The 24777-nt window shown below is 53.8% G+C and carries 19 protein-coding genes; 11 read left to right on the top strand and 8 right to left on the bottom strand.

Going from position 1 to position 24777, the window contains the following annotated elements; genetic code table 11:
• The first annotated feature begins 47 nt into the window (after positions 1-47).
• Positions 48-392, top strand: coding sequence for a tryptophan synthase subunit beta (locus NC856_RS14675; protein WP_264091187.1), 345 nt, complete (start codon positions 48-50; stop codon positions 390-392).
• A gap of 95 nt (positions 393-487) precedes the next feature.
• Here the strand turns inward: NC856_RS14675 and lapD are convergent, their stop codons facing one another.
• Both lapD and lapG read right to left on the bottom strand, forming a co-directional pair.
• On the bottom strand, positions 488-2461 hold the full coding sequence (gene lapD, locus NC856_RS14670; RefSeq protein ID WP_264091186.1) for a cyclic di-GMP receptor LapD: 1974 nt from the start codon (positions 2459-2461) through the stop codon (positions 488-490).
• A 9-nt stretch (positions 2462-2470) separates the two neighbouring features.
• Entirely contained in the window at positions 2471-3157 is a 687-nt protein-coding gene (gene lapG, locus NC856_RS14665) for a cysteine protease LapG (RefSeq protein WP_264091185.1), read from the bottom strand.
• 183 nt (positions 3158-3340) lie between these two features.
• Here lapG and murQ point away from each other — a divergent pair, with 183 nt between their 5' ends.
• From murQ to tadA, 3 genes are all read left to right on the top strand, one after another.
• Complete coding sequence (gene murQ / locus NC856_RS14660) at positions 3341-4264, top strand: N-acetylmuramic acid 6-phosphate etherase (RefSeq protein ID WP_264091184.1); 924 nt, start codon at positions 3341-3343, stop codon at positions 4262-4264.
• Between the two features lie 69 nt (positions 4265-4333).
• Positions 4334-4972 carry a phosphatidylglycerophosphatase C gene (gene yfhb / locus NC856_RS14655; RefSeq protein ID WP_264091183.1) on the top strand — a complete coding sequence of 213 codons (639 nt, stop codon included), beginning with the start codon at positions 4334-4336 and terminating at the stop codon, positions 4970-4972.
• 91 nt (positions 4973-5063) lie between these two features.
• Entirely contained in the window at positions 5064-5570 is a 507-nt protein-coding gene (tadA, locus tag NC856_RS14650; protein ID WP_264091182.1) for a tRNA adenosine(34) deaminase TadA, read from the top strand.
• Positions 5571-5577: 7 nt separating this feature from the next.
• Here the strand turns inward: tadA and mltF are convergent, their stop codons facing one another.
• Positions 5578-7023, bottom strand: coding sequence for a membrane-bound lytic murein transglycosylase MltF (mltF, locus tag NC856_RS14645; RefSeq protein ID WP_264091181.1), 1446 nt, complete (start codon positions 7021-7023; stop codon positions 5578-5580).
• Between the two features lie 358 nt (positions 7024-7381).
• Here mltF and purL point away from each other — a divergent pair, with 358 nt between their 5' ends.
• From purL to glnB, 5 genes are all read left to right on the top strand, one after another.
• Positions 7382-11269 carry a phosphoribosylformylglycinamidine synthase gene (gene purL / locus NC856_RS14640; protein WP_264091180.1) on the top strand — a complete coding sequence of 1296 codons (3888 nt, stop codon included), beginning with the start codon at positions 7382-7384 and terminating at the stop codon, positions 11267-11269.
• Positions 11270-11972: 703 nt separating this feature from the next.
• Positions 11973-13409, top strand: coding sequence for a sensor histidine kinase (locus NC856_RS14635; protein ID WP_264091179.1), 1437 nt, complete (start codon positions 11973-11975; stop codon positions 13407-13409).
• The gene (gene qseG / locus NC856_RS14630) at positions 13409-14242 is read left to right on the top strand and encodes a two-component system QseEF-associated lipoprotein QseG (RefSeq protein ID WP_264091178.1); all 834 of its coding nucleotides are present in this window, start codon (positions 13409-13411) and stop codon (positions 14240-14242) included. Before NC856_RS14635 ends, qseG begins: the two co-directional genes overlap by 1 nt.
• A complete protein-coding gene (gene glrR / locus NC856_RS14625; protein WP_264091177.1) occupies positions 14239-15576 on the top strand; it encodes a two-component system response regulator GlrR in 1338 nt (445 codons plus the stop codon). Before qseG ends, glrR begins: the two co-directional genes overlap by 4 nt.
• A gap of 91 nt (positions 15577-15667) precedes the next feature.
• Positions 15668-16006 (top strand): nitrogen regulatory protein P-II, encoded by a 339-nt coding sequence (gene glnB, locus NC856_RS14620; protein WP_052901288.1) that lies wholly within the window; start codon positions 15668-15670, stop codon positions 16004-16006.
• Positions 16007-16109: 103 nt separating this feature from the next.
• Here the strand turns inward: glnB and paeY are convergent, their stop codons facing one another.
• Positions 16110-17774: a pectin acetylesterase PaeY gene (gene paeY, locus NC856_RS14615; RefSeq protein ID WP_264091176.1), complete on the bottom strand. Its 1665-nt coding sequence runs from the start codon at positions 17772-17774 to the stop codon at positions 16110-16112.
• A gap of 385 nt (positions 17775-18159) precedes the next feature.
• Here paeY and glyA point away from each other — a divergent pair, with 385 nt between their 5' ends.
• Entirely contained in the window at positions 18160-19413 is a 1254-nt protein-coding gene (gene glyA, locus NC856_RS14610; protein ID WP_264091175.1) for a serine hydroxymethyltransferase, read from the top strand.
• A 188-nt stretch (positions 19414-19601) separates the two neighbouring features.
• Entirely contained in the window at positions 19602-20750 is a 1149-nt protein-coding gene (locus tag NC856_RS14605) for a 3-phenylpropionate MFS transporter (RefSeq protein ID WP_264091174.1), read from the top strand.
• A 54-nt stretch (positions 20751-20804) separates the two neighbouring features.
• Here the strand turns inward: NC856_RS14605 and NC856_RS14600 are convergent, their stop codons facing one another.
• The 4 genes from NC856_RS14600 to suhB form a co-directional block, all read right to left on the bottom strand.
• The gene (locus tag NC856_RS14600) at positions 20805-21596 is read right to left on the bottom strand and encodes an ABC transporter ATP-binding protein (protein WP_264091173.1); all 792 of its coding nucleotides are present in this window, start codon (positions 21594-21596) and stop codon (positions 20805-20807) included.
• Positions 21593-22663, bottom strand: coding sequence for a FecCD family ABC transporter permease (locus tag NC856_RS14595; RefSeq protein ID WP_264091172.1), 1071 nt, complete (start codon positions 22661-22663; stop codon positions 21593-21595). The genes NC856_RS14600 and NC856_RS14595 overlap by 4 nt, the downstream gene beginning before the upstream one ends.
• A gap of 6 nt (positions 22664-22669) precedes the next feature.
• Positions 22670-23794 (bottom strand): ABC transporter substrate-binding protein, encoded by a 1125-nt coding sequence (locus NC856_RS14590; RefSeq protein ID WP_264091171.1) that lies wholly within the window; start codon positions 23792-23794, stop codon positions 22670-22672.
• 170 nt (positions 23795-23964) lie between these two features.
• The gene (gene suhB, locus NC856_RS14585; RefSeq protein ID WP_264091170.1) at positions 23965-24768 is read right to left on the bottom strand and encodes an inositol-1-monophosphatase; all 804 of its coding nucleotides are present in this window, start codon (positions 24766-24768) and stop codon (positions 23965-23967) included.
• Positions 24769-24777: the final 9 nt, after the last annotated feature.

Below are 24777 nucleotides of genomic sequence, written 5' to 3'. Positions count from 1 at the left end.
CTGTCGGCTTCATGTTTCTTTAAGAACACTTAAAAAGGCCTCTGAATATGTTTTATATCCAGCGCGATAGTGATGGTTACCTGCTCAAGGTTGATGAGAGTCCTTTTCCCGAAATGAATGGCGAATTGCCTGACGATTCCGCAGAAGCACTGGAATGGCTCAACAGCCATGAGGTTACGCAGGCCAGTTTGCAGCAACTGCGCCAAAGCGATCTGGAAATGGTGCGTGTACTTGAGGATTTGATTCAGGTTTTGATGCAAAAAGGACTCATCAACATTACCGATTTCCCGCCAGCGGCTCAGCTTAAGTTGATCAGTCGTACTCAAGCGCGTGAAGCGTTGAACGGCAGTTTGAACAAATTGATTGGCGATGATGAAGACGGGATGTTCTGATGGTGACTGAGATAAGAGCGCGTTTTTTGCTGAGCGCGTTCCGACATCCTGCTTATTCCCCGGCAAGCGCGCCGGGGATTTTTTGCGGCTTTATTCTAAGGTTGACTGGCGCGCGGCTTCGCTATGGCGGCGGCTGGCACCGGTTCGCCTAGCAGACGGCCCATTGCGCCTTGCAACCCCATTTCCTGAAGAACGTTCAATTCTCCGACGGTTTCCACGCGTTCGGCAATCAGCGGCAGCGCAATACTGTTGGTGGCGCGATATAACGCTTCAATAAACATCTTTTTATCCGCTTCCTGATCGATATTGCGAATATAGCTGCCATCAACTTTCAGGTAGGCCAGTCCCCATTGGGATAAATTACCGATCATATTAAACCGACCGCCGAAGTGTTGCAGCCCCAATGTGCAGCCGTGTTCATTGAGCAGTTTGATTAATGCCTCAAGCTGTGCGGTGTCCGGCAACTGGTTTTCATCCAGTTCCAGGATCAGCCGTTGCGCCAGCGCGGGTTGATGTTTTAGCGGCGCAAGCAACTGTGCCATTAACGGCAGATCAAGAACGGTATTGCCGGACAGACTGAGCGCCAGATTGCCAGGGTATTGGCGTAAATACGCCAATACCTGTTGCAGCATGATCTGATCCAGACGGGTATGCCAGCCAAAGCGTTGCACCCAGGGAAGGAAACGCCCTGCGGCAATGCTGTTGCCTTGTTCATCCTTGATTCTTGCCAGCACTTTATGATGCAGGATCTGTTCAGGTGCAAGACAATCCACGACGGGTTGCAGGAATAGTTGTAAACGGCCTTGTTCGAGGATCGGATCCAGTCGGTTGAACCACATATGCCGATCGGCTTCCACCTGAGAGGAGAGCAGATGAGATTCATCAGACATGGTGGTGTCGGAATCGCTTTCGGCTCTGGTAAGCGCCTGATCGCCCTGAATCAGCAACGATGACGCAGAATCGCCGGCGCGAAATGGCACCATGGCGAATCTGGCTATCGGCGATACGTCAGTTTCTCCGGTGTGGTACAAGGTTTCGATATTGCGCGACAAGTCGCCAATCAGCGCGTAAGCTTCTTTATCCACCAGACCGGGACACAGCATGGCGAATTCCCCACCGCGGATACGCGCCAGAATACTTTCCGCTTCGCTATGCTGCTTTTGGATGTTACGCATAATCTGACCAATCGAAGCCAGCAGCGCATCGGTGCGCTGACCGCCCAGCCGTTGATTCATGCCAGAGAGATCCTGTATGCGGATCATAATAAGAAAACCGGGCGCGGTTTCTTCATCTTCGAGCTTGTCATTGAACTGCATATCGAAAGCACGACGATTGGCCAGCCCGGTCTGCGGATCCTGGTAGGCGTCCTGACGTAAGCGCTCGCTGCGTTCCGCTTCCTCTTCAAACAGGGTTTTGAGTTGGCTGACCATCTGGTTCATGGCTTGCGCCACCCGGCGGAATTCCGGGGTATTGGGTAGATTCGGCTGACTAAGGAATTCCCGGCGCGTAATCGCCAGCGATTGCTCAACAATATAATCCAGAGGACGAAGCTGGCGGCGCAGTAGAACGGCGCCGATCAATACTCCCAGCGAACCGCAGCCAAGCAACCACAGGAGCGTGGCTGAACTACTCTTCCACAAGCGGGTGACGGCGAACATGGGATGACTGACCACCTCCACCTTGGCCGCCTGTTCCCATCCCCGCATGATGATGGCTTCGCCCGCGCCGGGCTGGAGATTAACCAGCCGGACAAACCAGGCGGGGATATTCGGTATTTCCGGCGAAGATTGACGCGTCAGCATGATTTTACCGGTTTTTAAATCCCGAATACGTATGCTGGAGAAATAACCGCTGTCGAAAATGGAACTGACCATCAGTTCCACCATCGCCGGATCGTCAATATTGGGGGTCAGAGACAAGCCGAGTGCGGTCGCCGCATCCTGCGCGTGGGATTGCAGCTGGTTATTGGAGTGTTCACGGGAGTTTTCCAGACTGACGAAAAAACTTCCGCTGAAGATAATCAGCACGAACAGGCAGATGGCTATCAGTAATTGTTTGTATAGAGACATAGCCTCATCCTACTCCTCAATTGAAAATCCTTCGGCACGCATTTTGGTTAACAAATCCTGCCAGCGTGAAAGTCGTTTACTGTCGCCCACACGTTTATTGCCGTTTGCTCCCGGCAACCATACACCTGCGCCGTTGAAGGAATAGACCGGCAGCAAATCATCGCGCTGCGTCGCTGGTTGGATCTTATCCGTCAGATTATCCAGCACCAGCGGAATGGCGGTTGGCGTTGAATAATAGGTAAGCACCATATGAGCTTTATTCAGGCGTAATGCTTTAACGTAAGTAATGCGCAGTTTTTCGCCGGACACCCCTAGTTGACGCAGGGTAAAGTATTTGGCGATGGCGAAGTCTTCACAGTCCGCCGCGCCTTTACGCAGCGTTTGGATCGGGCTTGCCCAGTAGTCTTCCTGATTCCAGATGACGATATCATCCCGAAACAGCAAGTGGTCATTAAAAAAACGGTTTACGGTTTCCAGCAGCTTTTTTTCTTCGGTATTACGCGGCGTCGCCAGTAAGGTCTGCCATCCTTTAATCCGCGAGTCAGCGCCCGGCGGCATTGGGCCATAAAGTTTCTCGGTGCGTTGGGCGATAGTAACAAAGTTCCAGTCGGCGCGCAGGGAACCTGCCAGCAGAAACAGCAGACAGCAGATAAAAAATAGTTTGCAATAGGATGCTTTAGTCCCGTGATATCGCACTGATGTTTCTCTATTTGCCCACCGGGCATGTTTTCGCTGTGTAAAGACGGAATAAATTAAGTTATACAGACTGTTGCAGAGTAGCTTACTTTTATAATAGCAAAAAGAGATTACTATGATCGTCAGACAATGATCGCCAGAAACCGGCACAATAAAACCGACGAAAATGATGAGGTAAGCAGGATGAAGGCAGACGCAATGAATTCAGGCGATCTCCGTTTGGGCGCACTGGTATCTGAAACCCGTAACCCCGCCACGATGATGTTGGATACGTTGTCTACTCTGGACATGATGCGCGCGTTTAATCAGGAAGATCAGAAAGTGCCGGCAGCCGTTGGGCGGGTGTTGCCGGCGATTGCCGAGGCGGTCGATCGGGCAACAGATGCGCTTAAAGCAGGCGGTCGGCTGATTTATCTTGGCGCGGGAACCAGCGGACGGCTTGGCGTGCTGGATGCTTCTGAGTGTCCGCCGACTTTCGGTGTCCCGCATGGGCTGGTGATCGGTCTGATAGCGGGAGGGCCGGGCGCGCTGCTCAAGGCGGTGGAAGGCGCGGAGGATGATCCGCAATTAGGCGAAGCGGATCTGAACGCTCTTGACCTGACGCCTGATGATATGGTTATCGGGCTGGCGGCATCGGGCAGAACGCCTTATGTTATCGGCGCGCTGCGCTATGCCCGGCGCATGGGTTGCCGTACCGCGGCGATATCCTGCAATCCTGATTCACCGATTGCGCAGGAAGCGCAGATCGCGATTTCTCCTGTTGTCGGGCCGGAAGCGTTAACGGGTTCGACCCGGCTGAAATCGGGAACGGCGCAAAAACTGGTGCTGAATATGATTTCCACCGGCGTGATGGTAAAGCTGGGAAAGGTGTATCAGAATCTGATGGTGGATGTGAAAGCAACCAACGTCAAATTGCTTGATCGTGCCTGCCGCATTGTGATGGAAGCGACAGGAGCGCAGCCGGATATCGCGCGGCAGGCGCTATTGCAGACCGAAAACGAGGTCAAGCCGGCGATTCTGATGATCCTGAGCGGACTGGACGCGGAGCAGGCGCGTCAGCGGCTGGCGCAGCGTGGTGGTTATCTGCGCGAGGCGCTGATGGGCTGATTTTATGATGGCGTGGTTATTTGTCAGTTGAAAAAGTCTTTTTCTATGCTTTGACCAAGGAGTGATGTTGTGAGCGATAAGCGAAGTCCGCGAGTGGTGTTTTTTGATCTGGATGGCACGTTGCATCAGGAAGATATGTTTGGCAGCTTCCTGCGTTTTTTGCTCCGTCGCCTGCCGCTCAACAGCGTTCTGGTTATTCCGCTCCTGCCGGTGATTATTCTGGGATTGCTGCTACAGGGACGCGCCGTGCGCTGGCCGATGAGTTGGCTTTTGTGGGCGATAACCTTCGGGCGCAGCGAAGCCCATTTGAACAGCCTGGAAAAGCAGTTTGTCAGTGACTTCCGGCGTCAGGTTACGCCTTTTCCTGAAGTTCAGGCGCGGCTTACGACGTATCTACAGGATACGGATGCGCAGGTTTGGCTGGTCACCGGATCGCCCCAGCGTCTGGTCGAACAGGTTTATCATGATTCGCCTTTTCTGCCGGGGGTGCGACTAATGGGAAGCCAGATGACACGCCGTTATGGTGGCTGGGTGTTGACTTTGCGCTGTCTGGGGCGGGAGAAGGTTATTCAGATGGAGCGGCAACTCGGCGCGCCGCTAAAACTTTACAGCGGCTACAGCGACAGCAAACAGGATAACCCGCTGCTCTATTTTTGCGAGCACCGCTGGCGTGTGACGCCAAACGGCAGTCTGCAACAACTGGAGTAATACAACTGGCGTAATGTCCCTCCGGGTTGTCCCGGCTTATCCTATCGCTATAATGTTCGCCGCAACACGTTACCGAGAAGAGAACGAGGACATGGTGAGCCACGTACCGGATGATGAATATTGGATGCGCCATGCGCTGACGTTGGCACGGCGTGCTCAGGATGAAGGGGAAGTACCGGTCGGCGCGGTATTGGTTCTGGATAATCAGGCGATTGGCGAAGGTTGGAACCGTCCGATAGGGCATCACGACCCGACAGCCCATGCCGAGGTTATGGCGCTGCGTCAGGGGGGGCGGGTGTTGCAGAACTATCGCCTGTTGAACACCACGCTTTATGTAACGCTGGAGCCGTGCATCATGTGTGCGGGGGCGATGATCCACAGCCGCATTGGGCGGTTGGTTTATGGCGCGGCGGATGAAAAAACCGGTGCGGCGGGGTCACTGGTGGATATTCTGCGTCATCCGGGGATGAATCATCAGATCACCATTGAGGCAGGCCTGCTGGCCGATGAGTGTTCGGCCATGCTCAGCGCCTTTTTCCGTATGCGGCGTGATCAGCACAAAGCGCGTCGGGAAGCGGATAAAAAAGCCGCAGGTTAATCGCGGCTTATTCCGACAGTTTATCGGCTGGCACCGCCGGATAAGCCTGGGCAGCAAGTTGCTGTTGCTTCGCGTTGTGCTCTTTTTCCGTCAGATACCCTTCCAGACTTACCATATAGCGGCGAATATTCTCCACATAATTATAAGCCTGGTGTCCGCGTGCGTAGCCATAAGTGGTTTGCGTGTAGTAGCGCTTCTGACTCAGCATCGGCAGACGCATTTTTACGTCCACCCAACTGTCGGGATTGCCTTGCTGTTTTTCGGTCAGCTTTCTGGCATCCAGCAAATGCGCGTATCCCATATTGTATGACGCCAGCGCAAACCAGATTTTCTCATCTTCAGGAATGGTGTCCGGCATCTTTTGCATCATATGGGACATATATTGAGCGCCGCCACGAATGCTCTGTTCAGGATCAAGGCGATCGGTCACGTCGAGACTTTCAGCCGTATTCCTGGTTAACATCATAAGGCCGCGAACGCCGGTCGGCGAGGTGGCCAGCGGATTCCAGTGCGATTCCTGATAGGAGATGGCCGCCAGCAATTTCCAGTCGATTTCGGTCGCATACTTTTCAAACAGCGGCCTGAATGCGGGTAGTGTTTCATCAATCGCGTTCAGAAATGTCGTGGTGTCCACGTAATCAAATTCACCAACATGGCCGAGGTACTTTTCCTCCAGACGAGCGAGCGTACCGTCTTCAACCATCTGGCTGAAAAAATCCAGCAGCGCCGCTGAAAGACTATCGTCATGGGAGCGCCGCATATACCAGGTGACCGGTTCTTCATCACTCAGATCGAAGGCGACGGCAAGTTGCGGATGGATACGTTGCATTAACCCGATAGTCACGGAATCGGCGATGGTGTAGTCCAGATTGCCGTCCGCAACCTGTTTCAACAGATCATTCGAGGTCAGTTCAGAGGCCGGCTCCCAGTCGAGTTGGGGATATTTTTCGTCTTTCAGTTCGCGCAGGGTGGCGATGTGGGCCGAGCCTGAAGTGACGGCCAGTCGCCCCGGCAGTTTTTCCATATTCCGGGGACGCGGCTTGCCCAGCCGATACACTAGTTGCTGTGAGACGGAATAATAAGAAGGGCCGACGCGGAAACGTCCCAGCCGTTCGTGGTTATATATCAAGCCGGCCGCCAGCAAATCCGCGTTATTATTATCCAGATCGTCAAACAGTTCATCCAGATTTTTACGCGCAGACACCACTAGTCTGACGTCGAGATAATCGGCGAAACGTTTTGCCAGTTCATAATCCAGACCGGCGGGATTGCCGTTATTGGTGTAGTAAGTCAGCGGGGAGTTGATGGTGCTGATGCGCAACTCCCCGCGTGAAAGAATCTGTTTAATCTGCGTATCCTGGCTGCTGCGCCAGGGGATCGACGGCCATAAGGCCAGCGCCAGCAGTAACGTGATAATCCCGATAAAAAAATAGTTTAATTTTAGAGGCTTCAAATAATTGTCTCTCAGCGGCTGAAGAGCCTGTCTGTCTGTAACGGCAGTTTTTTCAACGCGGGCGATTTATTCCGCCCGCCACCCTGTGGGCCGTCGCAAGCGACGTTAAAAACCGCGTCTGGCGTTTTTTTGTACATAAAGTCGCAGAGTCGGGGCATTTTGCGCAACAAAACGCCAGTGTGCAACTTTTATTGATTTGCTTAATGATTAACCGTGCTCGCCGTGCGATGTTCAATAATAGCCACGCAAACGGTTTCGTCCGGGGGCAGGATTCTCTATAATGACGCGCGTTTCCCCCCTGTAGCGCCCAACGACCGCACTATTAGTAAGTGCATCGAAGACGAGAGAACTTTAGATTATGGAAATACTGCGTGGTTCACCTGCTTTGTCGGCTTTTCGTATTAATAAATTGCTGGCCCGCTGCAAAGAGCACTTTTTGCCGGTTAGCGATATCTATGCCGAATACGTGCATTTTGCCGATGTCAGCGCGTCGTTGAACAACGATGAACAGGCCAAACTCACCCGTTTGCTGAAGTACGGTCCTTCTCTCGCTGAACACGAGCCGCAAGGCCGACTGTTGTTGGTGACGCCACGTCCCGGCACCATTTCTCCCTGGTCTTCCAAAGCGACCGATATCGCGCACAACTGTGGATTGAACAAGGTACTGCGTCTTGAGCGTGGCCTGGCATTCTATATCCATGCGCCAACGTTGAATGAGGCGCAATGGCGGCAATTGGGCGCTCTGCTGCATGACCGTATGATGGAAAGCGTATTTGACGATATGCGGCAGGCTGAGCAACTGTTTTCTCATCATCAGCCCGCGCCATTGAAACGTGTTGAAATCTTGTTACAGGGACGCCAGGCGCTGGAAGCGGCAAATATTCGTCTGGGGCTGGCATTGGCGGAAGACGAGATTGATTATTTGTTGGAGGCGTTCAAAAAGCTCGGTCGCAACCCGACGGATATTGAACTGTATATGTTCGCGCAGGCGAACTCCGAGCACTGCCGCCACAAAATTTTTAATGCTGACTGGGTGATTGATGGCGTTGAACAGCAGAAATCGCTGTTCAAGATGATCAAGAACACCTTTGAGCATACGCCGGACCATGTGTTGTCGGCTTACAAGGATAATGCCGCGGTGATGGAAGGTTCCGCCGTGGGCCGCTTCTATACCGATACGCATGGTCAATACGATTACCATCAGGAAGAGACGCATATCCTGATGAAAGTGGAAACGCATAACCATCCGACGGCGATTTCCCCGTGGCCGGGCGCGGCGACAGGTTCCGGCGGCGAGATCCGTGATGAAGGCGCAACCGGGCGGGGCGCCAAACCGAAAGCCGGGCTGGTGGGTTTCTCCGTTTCCAACCTGCGTATCCCTGGTTTTATTCAACCGTGGGAAACGGAAGAATTCGGCAAGCCCGATCGCATTGTCAGCGCGCTGGATATCATGACCGAAGGGCCGCTGGGCGGCGCGGCGTTCAACAATGAGTTCGGCCGTCCCGCGCTGACGGGGTATTTCCGTACCTATGAAGAGCGTGTCGATAGCCATAATGGTTGCGAACTGCGCGGCTACCATAAGCCAATCATGCTGGCGGGGGGGATCGGTAATATCCGTGCCGATCACGTCAGGAAAGGCGAGATCGGCGTCGGCGCCAAGCTGATCGTCTTGGGCGGGCCGTCCATGAATATCGGTCTGGGCGGTGGGGCGGCCTCATCAATGGCGTCCGGCCAGTCCGATGCCGATCTGGATTTTGCCTCTGTTCAGCGGGATAACCCGGAAATGGAGCGCCGTTGTCAGGAAGTGATCGATCGCTGCTGGCAATTGGGTGAAGCGAACCCGATTCTGTTTATCCACGATGTGGGCGCGGGCGGATTATCCAATGCCATGCCGGAACTGGTGAGCGATGGCGGACGCGGCGGACGTTTTGAGTTGCGCGACATCCTGAATGATGAACCGGGTATGAGTCCGCTGGAAGTGTGGTGCAATGAATCGCAAGAGCGTTATGTGCTGGCTGTCGCGCCGGAGCAACTGGCCTGTTTCGATGACATCTGCCGCCGTGAGCGCGCCCCTTATGCAGTGATCGGCGAAGCGACGGAAGAATTACACCTGACGCTCAATGACCGTCATTTTAACAATCAGCCGATCGATCTGCCGCTGGATGTTTTACTGGGCAAAACGCCGAAAATGCTGCGTGATGTTGAACGTAAGCAGGTGGCAGGCACGCCGCTCAATCGTGAGGGTATTTATCTGGCCGAAGCGGTGGAGCGTGTGCTGCATTTGCCGGTAGTGGCGGAAAAAACCTTCCTGATTACCATCGGCGACCGCACTGTAACCGGGATGGTCGCGCGTGACCAAATGGTCGGGCCGTGGCAGGTGCCGGTGGCGGATTGCGCGGTCACCACCGCCAGCCTGGACAGCTACCACGGCGAAGCGATGTCGATTGGCGAACGCGCGCCTGTTGCGCTGCGTGATTTCGCCGCTTCCGCGCGTCTGGCGGTGGGCGAAGCCCTGACCAATATTGCCGCGACCCATATTGGCCCTCTGACTCGCGTGAAATTGTCTGCAAACTGGATGGCGGCGGCAGGGCATCCCGGTGAAGATGCCGGTCTTTATGACGCGGTGAAAGCCATTGGCGAAGAGCTCTGTCCAACGCTGGGGCTGACCATACCGGTCGGCAAGGACTCCATGTCGATGAAGACGCGCTGGCAGGAGGGCGGAGAAGAACGCGCCATGACATCGCCGATGTCGCTGGTGATCTCGGCGTTTGCCAGGGTGGAAGATGTGCGCCGTACGGTCACTCCGCAATTGCGTGTTGGGCAGGATAATGCCTTGTTGCTGATAGATCTGGGCGCCGGCCACAAGGCGCTGGGCGCCACGGCGCTGGCTCAGGTTTATCGCCAGTTGGGGCGAACAACCGCGGATGTCCGCAACGCGACGCAACTGGCCGGCTTCTTTAATGCCATCCAGCAATTGGTCGCGGACAACGTCCTGCTGGCGTATCACGACCGCTCTGACGGCGGTTTGCTGGCGACGCTGGCGGAGATGGCGTTCGCCGGACACTGTGGCATGAACGTCGATATCGCCACGCAGGGTGAAGACGTCCTGGCGACCTTGTTTAATGAAGAACTAGGCGCGGTGATTCAGATCCCCGCGTCACGTCGCGCCGAGGCGGAAAGCGTCCTGGCTCTGCATGGTCTGGCGGAATGCGTTCACTATCTCGGTCAGGCTGAAACCGGTTCCCGCTTCATGATTAAATGCGGCGAAGACGTGGTATACCACGAGAACCGCATCACGATGCGTAACTGGTGGGCGGAAACCACCTGGCAGATGCAGCGCCTGCGTGATAACCCGCAATGCGCCGATCAAGAGCACTCCGCCAAACAGGATGATAACGATCCAGGCCTGAATGTGGCGTTGACTTTTGATCTCCAGGAGGATATCGCCGCGCCGTATATTGCCCGTCAGGTTCGTCCTAAAGTCGCGATATTGCGCGAGCAGGGCGTCAACTCCCATGTGGAAATGGCGGCGGCCTTCCATCGTGCGGGCTTTGATGCCATTGATATTCATATGAGCGATTTGCTGGCTGGACGCCGTGATCTGCAAGACTTCCAGGCGCTGGTGGCTTGCGGCGGCTTTTCGTATGGCGACGTGCTGGGCGCGGGTGAAGGCTGGGCGAAATCCATTCTGTTTAATTCACGCGTGCGTGATGAATTTGCCGCGTTCTTCCAGCGTCCGCAGACGCTGGCGCTGGGCGTGTGTAACGGCTGCCAGATGATGTCGAACCTACGTGAACTGATTCCGGGCGCCGACTTGTGGCCGCGATTTGTTCGCAATAAATCTGATCGCTTTGAGGCCCGCTTCAGTCTGGTTGAAGTTGAAAAGAGTCCGTCGCTGTTCATGAATGACATGGCCGGTTCACGTATGCCTATTGCGGTTTCTCATGGCGAAGGCCGTGTTGAGGTTCGTGATGATGCTCACCTGAGCGCGCTGGAACAGCACCACCTGGTCGCCTTGCGTTATGTGAATAACTACGGGCAGGTGACGGAAAATTATCCAGCCAACCCGAATGGTTCGCCAAACGGCATCACCGCGCTAACCAGCGCCGATGGTCGCGCAACCGTAATGATGCCGCACCCGGAACGTGTATTCCGCACGGTCAGCAATTCCTGGCACCCGCAAGAGTGGGGCGAGGATAGCCCGTGGATGCGTATGTTCCGCAATGCGCGCAGACAACTGGGGTGAGCGTGGGTTAATCATAACGTCGGTTGATCATAAAAAGGAGCTTCGGCTCCTTTTTATGATCTGCGATTAATGCGTGTAACGGCGAAATAAGCAATAAAATCCAGCTGTTGATGAAACTGTCGTGTTTTTGCGACAAACGTAATAATCGATGTCGCTAATTGATGACACTTAACCTTATGATTTATATAGGCAGAGATGAATTGCAGCAAAGCTGTCGGTTTTTGACGACATAAATGGCGGCTTTTAGTGGGAAGGCGAGCGTCATCTACAGATTTTAAGCAAGCCGAAATAAATAAATGATTAAAAATCATTGTATTAAAAATTTTATTGAAAACTGGCATGAACTCTGCATAATACACAGCGTTGCTCATTCAACTGGTTATGATTGCACTGCCGACGGGCAGAATTCTCGCTCATAACACCCGGAATGACGCCAAAAGAAAGGGTGCCTATCGTCCACCAGACCGATAATATTTTATCAAGCATCGGACGACACGTTGAGTGAGGCACCGCCTATTCAGTTACGCGGCCAGCGGGAGCGATTCTTCTGGCCGCGTAATGCTAATGTCAGATCGCCGCGCGCTCCTTTCCCGTTGATGAACATCCTGATTATTCCCGGTGATAGTTATTCCTGTTGATAAAAACGTTCCTGACGTTTTTATCGGATTCAGTTAGCATCAAGTATGGGTTGGCAGGTAGCGAGATGATTTCTTTGAAACGATGGCGTTTGTTTCCGCGTTCTCTGCGGCAGCTGGTTATCATGGCTTTTTTACTGGTGCTGCTGCCTTTATTAGTGTTGGCTTATCAGGCTTATCAAAGTCTGGATACGCTGAGTGAACAGGCGGCGGAGATTAACCGCACCACCTTGAGGGACGCTCGACGCAGCGAAGCGATGACCAGCGTCGCGCTGGCGATGGAGCGCAGCTATCGTCAGTATTGCGTACTGGACGATCAAACGCTGGCGACGCTGTATCAAAATCAGCGTAAGCAATATTCTCAAATCCTCGATGCTCATGCGCCGGTTCTGCCGGATCAACGCGACTATCAAACATTGCGTCAGTATTTAACCCAACTTGCGGAGTTGCGCTGCGATAATAGCGGCCCGGATCACAATGCCTCCGGGCTGCTGGAACGCTTTTCCCAGGCGAACGGACAGATGGTGCAGATGACGCGCGACGTGGTGTTTTCCCGCGGTCAACAGCTACAACAGGCGATTGCCGAACGTGGACAGTTCTTTGGCTGGCAGGCGCTGTTGCTTTTTCTGGTCAGCGTAATACTGGTTATGTTGTTTACCCGGATGATTATCGGCCCGGTCAATGGGGTCGAGCGCATGATTAATCGCTTGGGCGAGGGCCGCTCGTTGGGGAATACCAGTACCTTTAAAGGGCCGCGTGAAATTCGATCGCTGGCGCAGCGTATCATCTGGTTGAGTGAACGGCTCTCCTGGCTGGAGTCGCAACGTCATGAATTTCTGCGTCACATCTCCCATGAGTTGAAAACGCCGCTGGCCAGCCTGCGTGAAGGCGCAGAGTTATTGGCCGATGAGGTGGCGGGGCCATTGACCGCCGATCAAAAAGAGGTGGTTGCTATTCTGGACAGTAGCAGCCGACACCTACTGCAATTGATCGATCAACTGTTGGACTACAACCGTAAGCTCGCTGATACCCCCACGGAAATGGAATCGGTGGAGATTGAGGAAATCGTCGAGATTGTGGTGTCGTCCCATAGCCTGCCCGCACGGGCAAAAATGCTGCATACCGAGGTCAAACTGGATATTGAGCACTGCTGGGCGGAAACCACGCTCTTGATGCGTGTGCTTGATAATCTCTATTCCAATGCGGTGCACTATGGTAAGGAATCCGGTAACATTTGGATCGCGAGTCGTCAGAGTGGTAATCGGGTACAGATTGATGTTGCGAATAACGGCACGCCTATCCCTGATGCGGAGCGCGGCATGATTTTTGAACCTTTTTATCAGGGAAGTCATCAGCGCAAAGGCGCCGTCAAAGGCAGCGGTCTGGGGTTAAGCATTGCCCGTGATTGTATTCGCCGTATGCAGGGCGAACTCAGCCTGATCACCGTTGACTATGCTGATGTCTGTTTTCGTATTGAATTGCCTTTAACGTCTGAGAATAAATAATGAATGCATGGTTTGCCCGTCCTTGTCCGCAGCGCATTCTGTCTGTTGTGTCTTCGCGCCGCGTGCTAAAAGCCGTGGTGGTGTTATCCCCGTTGCTGCTGGCTGCCTGTAATAGCCATGTAAACCGCGGCATATCGTTGCTGGACAAGGACAGCCCGACGCCGAAAGAGCAGGTGACCGATTACCGCATCGCACAATGTGAGCGCCTGTGGCAAGTGGACGATCGTGAAGCGATGAATAATGCGCTCTACTGGCTGCGTGCAATGGATTGCGCCGGACGTTTGACGCCCTTTCAGGCGCGCGAAGAAGCGCTGCGGTTGGAGGAAGGGCGTTGGGAGAATGCCTTCAAGCAGGGGATTCTGCTGGACAACGCCGGCATAACCCAGACAGAACGGCATCAGATGCTGGAACAACTCAATCTGTACCGTCTGGATTTTCCGTCGTCATTGAGATCATTGGTGAAAACCTGGCGCGATCGACAAACCCTGTTGCTGGCGTTGTCTGATGAACGCTTGCGTTATAAACGCTTGCAGGAATCCAGCGATAAGCAATTGGATACCTTGCGCATCCAGCAAAATCATCTGCAATATCAACTGGAAACCACCACCCGGAAATTGGAGAACCTGACGGATATTGAGCGTCAGCTTTCATCTCGTAAACAACTATCGGGCGAGTTGCCGGGAAATGATGTCGAATACCGTAGTAATTTGGGTATAAACCGTAAAACTCGCGGCGCCGCGCAAAACTCAACGGTCACGCCGACCAAAGCAGAAGATACTTATTCACCGCCGGTGGAACCAGAAAGCACGAATAAGGAGCCGAACACCCCATGACAGCCCGTAAACCGGCGAATTTATTGCTGGTGGATGATGATCCCAGCTTATTGAAGCTGTTGGGAATGCGTCTGACCAGCGAAGGCTACGGCGTGATGACGGCGGAAAGCGGTCATGAAGCGTTAAAACTGCTGACCAGAGAACAATTTGATCTGGTTATCAGCGATCTGCGCATGGATGAGATGGACGGCATGGCGCTGTTTTCGGAAATTCAGCGCTATCAACCCGGTATGCCGGTCATAATTCTGACGGCGCACGGTTCGATCCCGGATGCTGTGGCGGCAACGCAACAAGGCGTATTCAGTTTTCTTACCAAGCCGGTTGATCGTGATGCGTTGTATAAGGCGATTGATGAAGCAATGGCGCTTTCCGCGCCAGCGGGCGATGAAAGCTGGCGTGAAAACATCGTCACGCGCAGCCCGCTGATGCTACGTCTGCTGGAACAGGCCAGCATGGTGGCGCAGTCAGATGTCAGCGTGTTGATTAACGGCCAGAGCGGAACCGGAAAAGAGGTGCTGGCGCAGGCGATTCACGCTGCCAGCCCGCGAGCGAAAAAGGCCTTCATCGCCATTAACTGCGGCGCATTGCCGGAACCATTGCTTGAGTCGGAACTGTTCGGTCATGCGAAAGGCGCGTTTACGGGCGCCGTCAGCAGCCGTGAAGGACTTTTTCAGGCGGCGGAAGGCGGAACGCTGTTTCTGGATGAAATCGGCGATATGCCGCTGTCGTTGCAGGTTAAACTGCTGCGTGTGCTACAGGAGCGCAAGGTTCGTCCGCTGGGCAGTAACCGCGATCTGGATATTAATGTGCGGATCATTTCCGCGACTCACCGTGATTTGCCAAAAGCGATGGAGAAAGGCGAGTTTCGTGAGGATCTGTACTATCGCCTGAATGTGGTGAATATGAAATTACCTGCCCTGTATGAACGGGCTGAGGATATCCCGCTGCTGGCTAATCATCTGTTGCGTGAGTCGGCAACCCGGCATAAACCCTTTGTGCGCACTTTCTCAACGGATGCCATGAAACGGTTGATGACGGCGAGTTGGCCGGGTAACGTGAGGCAATTGGTTAACGTAATTGAACAGTGTGTGGCGTTGACCAGCGCGCCGGTTATCAGTGAAGCGCTGGTTGAGCAGGCGCTGGAAGGTGAAAATACGGCGTTGCCGACGTTTGTCGAGGCTCGCCATCAGTTCGAGTTGAATTACTTGCGCAAACTGTTGCAGATAGCGAAAGGCAATGTCACGCAGGCCGCGCGGATGGCGGGTCGTAACCGGACGGAATTTTATAAACTGTTGGGGCGTCATGAGTTAGACGCTAACGATTTTAAGGAATAATGCTAATAGCTTGTCAGACGGGAATCTGACAAGTTGATTGTTCGCTGATGCCCGGCTTTGGCCGCAACATAGGTAATAAAAAGGTTCTTCGATGAAAAAAATTGATGCGATTATCAAGCCGTTCAAACTGGACGATGTACGTGAAGCGTTAGCTGAAGTGGGCATCACAGGGATGACGGTAACGGAAGTAAAAGGTTTTGGTCGTCAGAAAGGCCACACGGAACTGTATCGTGGCGCTGAGTACATGGTTGATTTTTTGCCCAAAGTGAAAATTGAGATCGTGGTTGCCGATGATATCGTTGATACCTGTGTGGAAACGATCATGCAGACGGCGCAGACCGGCAAAATTGGCGACGGTAAAATCTTTGTCTTTGATGTGGCGCGGGTGGTGCGTATCCGTACCGGTGAAGAAGACGAAGAAGCGATTTAATCACCGGGACGTGGATTGACGACGCGTTGCGTCTGATCGCGCGCGTCTTCTGCAACGGCGTTGTCTGCAAGCCAGTTCTCTTCGGGCTGGCTTGTTTGTTTCCTTATTTTGACTGGTGTTCGCTGACCAGGTTGTCGGCCAGCGTTTGCAACTCAGGTGCTTGCCGAATGGCTTCGGCGACGATTTTCGCAACGGCGATCGCCCCTTTTTTCTGGAAGTGCGTGGTATCCGGGGTGGTCAGGCTGCCCGTCTGATTGCGATAGAAAGGATATTTCTTCGGGTCCGCCGCCAGCCAGTATTGTTTCCAGTGATTACTGCCTCCCTGGTTCGCCAGCGCAAGCGTGGCGGGTTCGATATCCAGCAGAATGACGTTATTGGCCGTTGCCGTGTTTTTGATGGTTTGGCTGTAGTCGCCGACAAAGGCATATCCGCCTTCGCTATTTTGCCGCGTAAAGTGGCTGTGTACCGCGGGTATGCCTTTTTTACCCTCCGCCGTGCGTACACGCGCGGTGGGGGTCAGCAGTACGGGCGTCATTTGATACTGGCGGGCAAAATTGAGGTAACGTTCCAGTGATGTCTGGAATGACATATCCGGTTTACCATGCGTAGCCTGACGTTCACCTTGCGCATTGTTGGGATAGGTGCACAGGTTGGCGACATCGGCAGCGCCGCGTACCGGTCTGGCGCTGTTGCAGTTTTGGTCGTTATGTCCCATTTGGATGAACAGGAAATCACCCGCTTTCATCAGCGGTTGTATCTGGCGGAACCAGCCTTCATGGAAATAATCGCGTGAACTGCGACCAGAGCGGGCGGCATTGACGATTTTTACCCCGCTATTCTTTCTGAACTGTTGTTCGAAAACCTGTCCCCAGCCCATGCGCGGGAAACGGGCTTTTTCATAGGTTGCCGCAGTAGAATCGCCAACGATAAAAATACGGATTTTGGCCTTTTGCATCTCATCCAGACGCTGGCGGGCGAACTTGTAATCCAATGGTTCATAATTGCCCTGAGCGTTCAGACCGACGATCGGGCGAAAATTGCTATCGGTCAGCACCGTATGCCCGGAATAACCGGTGTTGTTGTCATAATTACGGTTATGATTAATGACCTTGATGATATTGGTCAGGGCTTCCTGCTGGGTGGATGGATAGGTCATCGGATCAAATCGTGCGGGGGCGGCGATACCCGCCTGCTTCAATGCCGCGTTAAACCCGGCGTGAAAAACGTCGTAAGCCTTTTCCCATGCCGCGGTATCCAGTGTCGGCGACGCGCCATCATCAGCCAGTTGTTGCGGTCCGATATAGCCTGCTGCGACGGCGACATCGGAAAGGATACGATCGGTTAACGGATTGATGTTGACGATATTCTCTTTGCCCGATTGTAATGATGGCGCCAATGCTGTCAGACAGATCGCTCGTGGAAGGTAATTAATCAAGCAATTATTGCCGCCGGATTCGATGGCCGACAGCCGCAATGGGGCCGTTAACATTGAAACGTCGAGGTGATAATTCCCTTGCTCATCCGTTTGCGTTTGCCTGCGCTGCCCTTGCTGATCCCGGATAATGATGGTGGCGGGGAGATGGATTTCACGGTGCGTCAGACGGCCCATGAGGGTGGTGTTTTCGCCCAGACTGGCGCTGGGCATGGCCGCAATGTCGGCGGACGGGTTGGCGTGACGGGCGGCATCGGGTAATTTGGCGTGGACCATCATCCAGGGAGAGGAAAACAGGATGGCGCAGGCCATCTCCGTGGAAAAACGTTTTAGCATGGTTAAACATATCCCTTGTCGTATGAGTGGAAAAAGTGTTGAAAACGGGTTGCGCCTATTGTCGAACAGATCGCGTGGATTTTTATAGATTCAGTCATTTAAAAAGTGCTGTTTTTTATTTTTTACTCATCTGCAACGGCATGGTCGGAAAATGCGGGCTGACGAGTCAATATGAAAAACATACAGCTTGAAATGAAGAAATCTCTGCTTCCCGTTGCGGGTCATAAATCCTCTCAAGCCTTGTGCCGCCTGTGGCTAATCGTTTGCGTAAAAACCTCTGTCAAGGCCTATCTTCAACAGCAATAAACGGTTTACACTATAGGCCAGTACCCAAACGGGTGATTGTTTCCCAGTATATTTAAGTTAGCTGAGTCAGGAGATGCGGATGTTAAAGCGTGAAATGAACATTGCCGATTATGATGCCGAACTGTGGCAAGCAATGGAGCAGGAAGTGGTGCGTCAGGAAGAGCATATTGAACTGATTGCGTCCGAAAACTATACCAGCCCGCGCGTCATGCAGGCGCAAGGTTCTCAACTCACTAACAAATATGCTGAAGGCTATCCGGGTAAACGCTATTACGGCGGTTGCGAGTATGTGGATGTGGTTGAGCAACTGGCTATCGATCGCGCCAAAGCGCTGTTCGGCGCGGATTATGCCAATGTCCAGCCTCACTCTGGTTCTCAGGCTAACTTTGCCGTCTATACCGCGCTGTTGCAGCCGGGCGATACCATTCTGGGTATGAACCTGGCGCACGGCGGCCACCTGACTCACGGTTCCCCGGTTAACCTGTCTGGTAAACTCTACAACGTGATCCCTTACGGCATTGATGAAAGCGGCAAGATCGATTACGAAGAAATGGCGCAACTGGCCCGCACCCACAAGCCAAAAATGATCATTGGCGGTTTCTCTGCTTACTCTGGTGTGGTGGACTGGGCAAAAATGCGTGAAATCGCCGACAGCATCGGCGCTTATCTGTTTGTTGATATGGCGCACGTCGCCGGTCTGGTTGCCGCAGACGTGTACCCGAATCCGGTTCCTCATGCCCACATCGTGACCACCACCACCCACAAAACGTTGGCAGGCCCGCGCGGTGGTCTGATTCTGGCGCAAGGCGGCGACGAGGAACTGTATAAAAAACTGAACTCCGCGGTATTCCCTGGTGGTCAGGGCGGCCCGCTGATGCATGTTATCGCCGGTAAAGCCGTCGCGCTGAAAGAAGCGATGGAGCCTGAATTCAAGGTTTACCAGCAGCAAGTGGCGAAAAACGCCAAAGCGATGGTCGAGGTATTCCTGTCGCGTGGTTATAACGTGGTTTCCGGCGGCACCAGCAACCACTTGTTCCTGTTGGATCTGGTGAGCAAAAATATCACCGGTAAAGAAGCGGACGCCGCATTGGGCCGTGCCAATATCACGGTTAATAAAAACAGCGTGCCTAACGATCCGAAGAGTCCGTTCGTGACTTCTGGCGTACGTATCGGTACGCCAGCCGCCACGCGCCGAGGTTTTAAAGAAGCGGAAGTGCGTGAACTGGCTGGTTGGATCTGTGATGTGCTGGATAACATCAACGACGAAGCCACGATTGAGCGCGTTAAACAAAAAGTGCTGGATGTCTGCGCCCGTTTCCCGGTTTACGCTTAATCTCAATCTTGCCCCTGATATCGTTTTTAGCTGAGAAAGTGTTTTGGCTTTCTTCCAGACGCCAGCCAACGTGCTGGCGTTTTTCATCATTTTTATCAATCCCGTTAGCGCGGTCATTGAAGGATGAATAACGCGTTGCGCCAGCGTATGTACTCTGCCAGAGTAGCCTGCGGGAAAGGGGAGGCGTCATGGTTCTGCAATCAACGCGTTGGCTGGCGTTAAGTTATTTCACCTACTTTTTTTGTTATGGCATTTTTCTGCCGTTCTGGGGCAGGTGGTTAAAAGGCGAAGGCTTGTCCGCGGAGTCGATTGGCATATTGCTGGGAGCAGGGCTGGTCGCTCGTTTTGTCGGCAGTCTGGTGATTACACCCAGCGTCAAAGATCCGTCGAAGCTGATTACGGCGCTGCGAGCGTTGGCGCTGGCGGCGTTGGCGTTTTTCGTCGGGTTCTGGCTGGGCAATGCCTGGCTATGGCTGATGTTGGTCATGATCGGTTTCAACCTGTTTTTTGCGCCGCTGGTGCCGCTAACCGATGCGCTGGCCGCAACCTGGCAGCGCCAAATTGTGATGGATTACGGCAAGGTACGCGTCTGGGGTTCGATTGCTTTCGTTATTGCCTCCGCGGTGACCGGCGAATTGGTGGCGGTCTGGGGGCATACGGCAATTCTGGCGATCCTGAGCGCGGGCCTGCTTGCCATGTTGCTGGGGTTGCTGTTGCGCCCCAGCGTGATGCCGCAAGCGGCGACCGCTTCAACCTTGTCCGCAACGGTGACGCCGTGGAAAGCCCTGCTCAGTGAACCGGCGGTATGGCGCTTCCTGGTCTGCGTTTCGCTTTTGCAGGGCGCGCACGCGGCCTATTATGGTTTCAGCGTGATTTATTGGCTGGATTCCGGCTATTCCGCCTCAATCATCGGCTATTTGTGGTCATTGGGCGTGGTAGCGGAGATTGTCATCTTTATTTTCAGCCAGCGTTTGTTCGGGCGCTGGAACGCCAGACAACTGTTGCTGCTCTCTGCCGTGTGCGGCGTGGTGCGCTGGGGATTGATGGGCGCGACCGTGGCGCTGCCGTGGTTGATAGTGATGCAGATATTGCATTGCGCGACCTTCACTGTATGTCATCTGGCGGCGATGCGTTTTATCGCGGCGCGCACCGGCGGCGACGTGCTGCGCTTGCAGGCCGTATATTCCTCACTGGCGATGGGCGGCAGCATTGCCGTCATGACGATGGTATCCGGCTTCCTGTTTGAGTCTTTGCAGGGAGGAACATTCTGGGTGATGGCGCTGTTGGCTGTTCCGGCGTTGTTTATTCGTCCCACTCTCAGCCACAGCACCACCTGAAACAGGGGGACGTCCATAAACGCGATCTATTTTTGTTTGTATACGTTATGTGTACTACGTCGTGGGTTCGCTGACCAGCCCATCGATAATCACCTGCGCGACGCCCTGCGAGCAGCGCTCGATGCGTCCTCGCACGCCGTAAACCGCAGACAGGCTTTCCGGGCTGATCACGTCGGCGGGAGCGCCGTCCGCGATCAGGTTGCCGTTTTGCAGCATCAAGACATGATCGCCGTGACGTAACGCGATGTTGATGTCATGCACCACGACAACGGTAATGATATTCCGCTTACGGGTTTCCTTGCGCACCAGATCCATCACATGGAACTGGTAGTTGAGATCCAACGCGCTGAGCGGTTCATCCAGTAGCAATAACGAGGGTTGACGAATCAACGATTGCGCCAGTCCCACCAGCTGCTTTTGTCCGCCGGACAGCTGATCAAGGTAGCTCAAGGCCAGATGTTCAATACCCAGTTGTCGTAACAGTGTCATGACTTCGGCCTGCTGAACCGCGGTATGCAGGCCGCCGGAGGCGCGCTGCGCGACGATAATCGATTCCAGTACATGCAGATGTACGCCCGCTGGCAGCGATTGCGGCAGATAAACCACTTTTTCGGCCCGTTGCGCGAAAGGCAACTGCATCAGGTTGCTGTCATCCAGCCACAGTTCGCCTTCGCACGGATTCAGCCCGGCCATCGCGCGCAGCAAGGTCGATTTACCGCTGCCGTTGGGACCCAGCAGAATGGTGATTTTCCCGCGAGGCAACAGTGGAACTGACAGATCGCGAATAACCTGATGTTTAGGATAGCCCGCGCGAAAGTGCGAAAGTCGTAATCCTTGCTGGCTCATACATTTCCCCTATGGCGCAGAATAATACTCAGGAAGAACGGCACCCCGACCAGTGAGGTGACGATACCGACCGGAATGATCACGCCGGGGATCAGGTTCTTCGAGGCGACAGAGGCCAGCGACAGCACCAACGCGCCGGTCAGCGCGCTCGCTGGCAGGTAAAAGCGATGATCTTCACCAAATATCATGCGCGCAATGTGCGGCGCGACCAGACCGATAAACCCGATGGGGCCGACAAACGCCACTGAGATAGCCGACAGAATGCTGATGCGCAGCAAGCTCGCCAAACGCAAACGCCGCACGTTGATGCCAAAGCTGACGGCGCGATCTTCACCTAATCGCAAGGCGGTGAGTTTCCACGAACTCATCAGCGACAGCGGCATGACCACGACGAGCACCAGCAACAGGATGCCCAGCTTCTCCCACGATGCCCGCGCCAGACTGCCCATCGTCCAGAACACCAGACCTTGCAGCGTATCTTCGTTGGCAACGAACTGAAGCATGGAAACCAACGCATTGAACGTGAACACCAGTGCGATACCGAACAGCACCACACCGGACGTGGCGACCTGCGTCCAGCGGGTGATAGCGTCAAGCAGTAGGGCGGCGAGCAGGGCGAACAGAAACGCATTGGCGGAGATAAACCACTGATCGGGAATACCGGGGAAGCCAATTCCTAATACGATGGCCAGCGCCGCGCCGAACGCTGCGGCAGAGGAAACGCCCAGCGTAAACGGGCTGGCCAGCGGATTATTCAGGATGGTTTGCATCTCCGCCCCGGCCAGCCCCAGCGCCATGCCGACAACCACCGCCATCAGCGCGTAAGGCAGGCGAATATCCCAGACGATAACGCGCGTCCCGGCATCCACGCTGGCCGGATCGGTCAGCGCCTGCCAGAGCGCATCCAGCTTCAACCCTGAGGGACCCATCGTGAAATCCAGCAATAGCGAGCCGATGATTACCAGCAGCAGCATTGTCATGATACTCACGCGGCGTCGGATGATGCCGCGATAGTTGTCCATTACAGCGCTGTCATCCAGAGCGGTAGGTTCAGTGGTTGTACTCATTAATGCTTACTCACCTTCTTTCCAGGCAAAGATAAAATCATTATCAGGCAGCGAGGTAAAGTTTTTGATGATATGACGATAGCTATCGTCAGGATTCAGATCGGCGAATGTCTGCGGATAAATGGCTTTCGCCAGATATTCCATCCCGACAATGTTGTAAGGATGGTTGTAGAACGGATGATAGACGCCAAATACCTGTTTTTGCTTCACCGCGGGGATTTGGTTCACCCCCTGGCGAGACACCAGTTTCTGTGTTTTTGCGGCAATGTCGGATTTATCGGCATTGTAGCCCAGCGGCAGCGTAATGCTGGTGCTGGAGTTGCGTTTGGCGCCGGTCATGATGTAAACGTCGGGTTTCATGCTGATGAGTTTTTCCAGCGAAACATAGCCGTTGGCGCCTGGCAGTAGTTCTGAACCAATATTATTGGCGCCCACCGCTTCGACCATGCCGCCCCAACCGTTGTGCGCATGGCTGAAGCAGCAACTTTCCGAGCGTCCGGCCCAGGCTTCAACAAATACATTGGCTTTTTTGGTAAGCGTTGCGGTTTTCTGCTGAATAGCGGCCAGATGCTGGCGATAGAATGTGGTGTAGGCTTTGGCGTTGTCTTCTTTATCCAATACTTTGCCCAGCAAATCGACGCTATCCGCGGTATTTTTCATCGGATTAACTTCTGAGTCGATAAAGATGACCGGAATACTGAGCGCCTTGAGTTTATCCAACACGCCGTTATCAGTCAGTGACGGCTTAGCGCGTAATTGCGCCACCATCAAATCCGGTTGTTTGGACAGTAAGGTTTCCAGTTCAATCGCGCCGTTATCGCCGGATTTCATATCCAGCACGTTTTCAGCCTGCGGCCATTTGCCTTTCAGCATGTTCCAGGTCGCGATATCGGATTTTTTGGGAATGTTGTTCCAGGCGACCAGACGTTGAAACGGATTCTCCCGATCCAACAGCGCCAGGGTCATGATGTCCCGCCCGTCTTGTATCACGATACGCTGAGGACGCTGTTTTACTTCGACTTGCCGTCCATCCATATCGGTGACGGTTAAAGGATACTGAGTGGCGTAACTGGCGAATGAAACGCATAGCGCCGTGGCCAGCAACAACGATGTGAAAGGTTTTTTAAACATAATCATTTCCTGAACGTCTCTCCATTGAAGGAAAATGATTTTAATAACTATTATCAACACAGGGTAGTGCGGATAAGAGCATTAATGGGCAATTCGGTAATGCGTAACTAAAAAAACAACACGCCAGCCCAAGGCTGGCGTGGAGGTCTAAGATATTGTCAGAAAATGTATCAGCGTTTCAGCGCATCGCTCAGTTCATCACGCATCGTTGCCAGCAGACATTTCACGACGCGTGGGTTGCCCGCCACCAGATTACCCGAAGTAAGGTAATTATGACCGCCGACAAAATCGGTCACGACGCCGCCGGCTTCACGCACCAACAGTTCGCCGCCAGCGAAATCCCAGGGTTTAAGACCGATTTCAAAGAACCCGTCAACACGACCGGCGGCGACATAGGCCAGATCAAGCGCCGCGGAGCCGGTGCGACGGAAATCCGCGCACTGCGTAAACAACGCGGCGACAATGTTGAGATAGCTTTTGGCATGTTGCTTCGCTTTGAATGGGAATCCGGTAGCCAGCACGGTGCCATCCAGATCGCGTGCGTTGCTGCTGCGCAGACGATAACCATTCAACTGCGCGCCTTGACCACGGGTGGCGGTGAACAGTTCGTTTCGCATCGGATCATAAACAACGGCAACTTCGGTGCGGCCTTTAATGCGCACTGCAATGGAAACAGCGAAATGGGGGAGACGCTTAATAAAGTTGGTGGTGCCATCCAGTGGATCGATAACCCATTGTACAGCCTGATCTTCGCCAACCAACTCACCGCATTCTTCACCAATAATGGTGTGTTGCGGATAAGATTTACGGATGACTTCAATGATCAGACGTTCTGCATCCCGATCGACGTTGGTGACAAAATCGTTGCTGCCTTTTTGACTGGCTTCCACGGCGTCAGGGGTTTCGTAATTTTTAGCAATTAAATTACCGCCTTTACGCGCAGCGCGTATAGCGATGTTGAGCATCGGATGCATGGTATCGTC

Origin of the sequence: Brenneria izbisi (genome assembly GCF_025840185.1) — a bacterium.
GTDB lineage: Bacteria > Pseudomonadota > Gammaproteobacteria > Enterobacterales > Enterobacteriaceae > Brenneria > Brenneria izbisi.
The sequence above is the reverse complement of the archived record's forward strand: the minus strand, read 5'-3'. Positions and strand labels throughout refer to the sequence as shown.